Genomic DNA, 1178 nt, shown 5'->3' on the forward strand with positions numbered 1-1178 from the left:
CCTCGCGGTTCATGCCGCGCGTCACGGCGAGGAACAGCGGCGCCAGGCCGGGCGGATCGATGGTCACGAGAATGGTGACGAACGCGTTGAACAGGCTGTCGAAACTCGGCATCTCTGACCCTCCCGCCGGGCCGTGCCCGTACCAGGATAATTGGTAGAGCAAAGCCCGTTCGGTGGGAACTGTTCGTGAGAAAGTGGTTGATGCCGGCGAGACAGCGGAGGGCGCACAGGGTCGCGACGCTTTGATTCCGGGCTGCTGCATTCTTCGGCGATCAAACCGCTCGGCGCGCCAGGAACTCGACCTCCAGCCGCCATGTCGCGCCATTGTCGTGCGAGCGCTCGCCCAGCCATCGGAAGGCGTTTTCGGTGATGCGTGAAAAGCCCCAGCGTACGGAGCTACCGGTGCCGTCGGCGCCCACTTGCACGATCGTGTCACCCTCGGCGCGGCCGAGCTGGCGGCTGAAATACTGGTTGGGCGGGTCGCTCCAGAAGATGTGCCAGGCATCCGCGCCGGGATCATAGACGCGCAGCGTCGTGCCATAAAAAGTCCATTTGCCGAGCGAAGGCTGGGAACCAGTGTCCCGCGCGGGCAGGATCCAGACGTCCTGGATCGCCCGGCCTTCCAGCACCCAGCCGAAATGCACCTCGCCACGCCCTGTCAGCACCGTTCCGTCCTCGAGGTGGCGCGAGGCGTCGAAAGTCCAGGCGCCGACGAAGCGGCCGTAAAGGCTCAGTTTTTCGGCAAGGCCTTCGATCGGTCCGGGGCTATGCAGGGCATCGGCAAACGAAGATTGATCGAACATGGTTGTGGCCTCTTCTTGTCAGGAGATTGGGAGGGAATAGGCGGTTACGAGGTTCTGGGCTTGGGAAAAATTGCTATATTCCGGTCATGACAGCGACCACGCATACGCTCGCATCCGGACCCGGCTGGCATGTGGCGGATGTGATCTGCACGGCTAGCGCCGGCGACCGGCCGTTCGAGGAAGCGCATCAGGATTTCTGTGTCGCCGCGGTCACCAGCGGCACGTTTCGCTACCGTGCCCAGCAAGGCACGGCGATGCTGGCGCCCGGCGCGCTCCTGCTCGGCAATCCCGGCACATGTTACGAATGCGGGCACGAGCATGGCAGCGGCGACCGTTGCCTCTCGTTCCATTTCCGGCCGTCCTACATGGAACGGA

The 1178-nt window shown here is 63.8% G+C and carries 2 protein-coding genes and 1 pseudogene; 1 reads left to right on the forward strand and 2 read right to left on the reverse strand.

Annotated elements, in window-relative coordinates; all coding sequences use genetic code 11:
• Both EOA22_RS39330 and EOA22_RS34415 read right to left on the reverse strand, forming a co-directional pair.
• Window positions 1-112: pseudogene (locus EOA22_RS39330) on the reverse strand (MarC family protein); the annotation flags it as partial.
• 160 nt (window positions 113-272) lie between these two features.
• The gene (locus EOA22_RS34415; protein WP_063167938.1) at window positions 273-803 is read right to left on the reverse strand and encodes a hypothetical protein; all 531 of its coding nucleotides are present in this window, start codon (window positions 801-803) and stop codon (window positions 273-275) included.
• A gap of 86 nt (window positions 804-889) precedes the next feature.
• On the opposite strand from EOA22_RS34415, the gene EOA22_RS34420 reads away from it, so the two are divergent.
• Window positions 890-1178, forward strand: a 289-nt coding sequence (locus EOA22_RS34420; protein ID WP_206521500.1) for an AraC family ligand binding domain-containing protein, incomplete at its 3' end; no start/stop codon positions are given.

It is taken from the genome of Mesorhizobium sp. M7A.F.Ca.US.014.04.1.1, from assembly GCF_003998745.1.
Lineage (GTDB): Bacteria > Pseudomonadota > Alphaproteobacteria > Rhizobiales > Rhizobiaceae > Mesorhizobium > Mesorhizobium ciceri.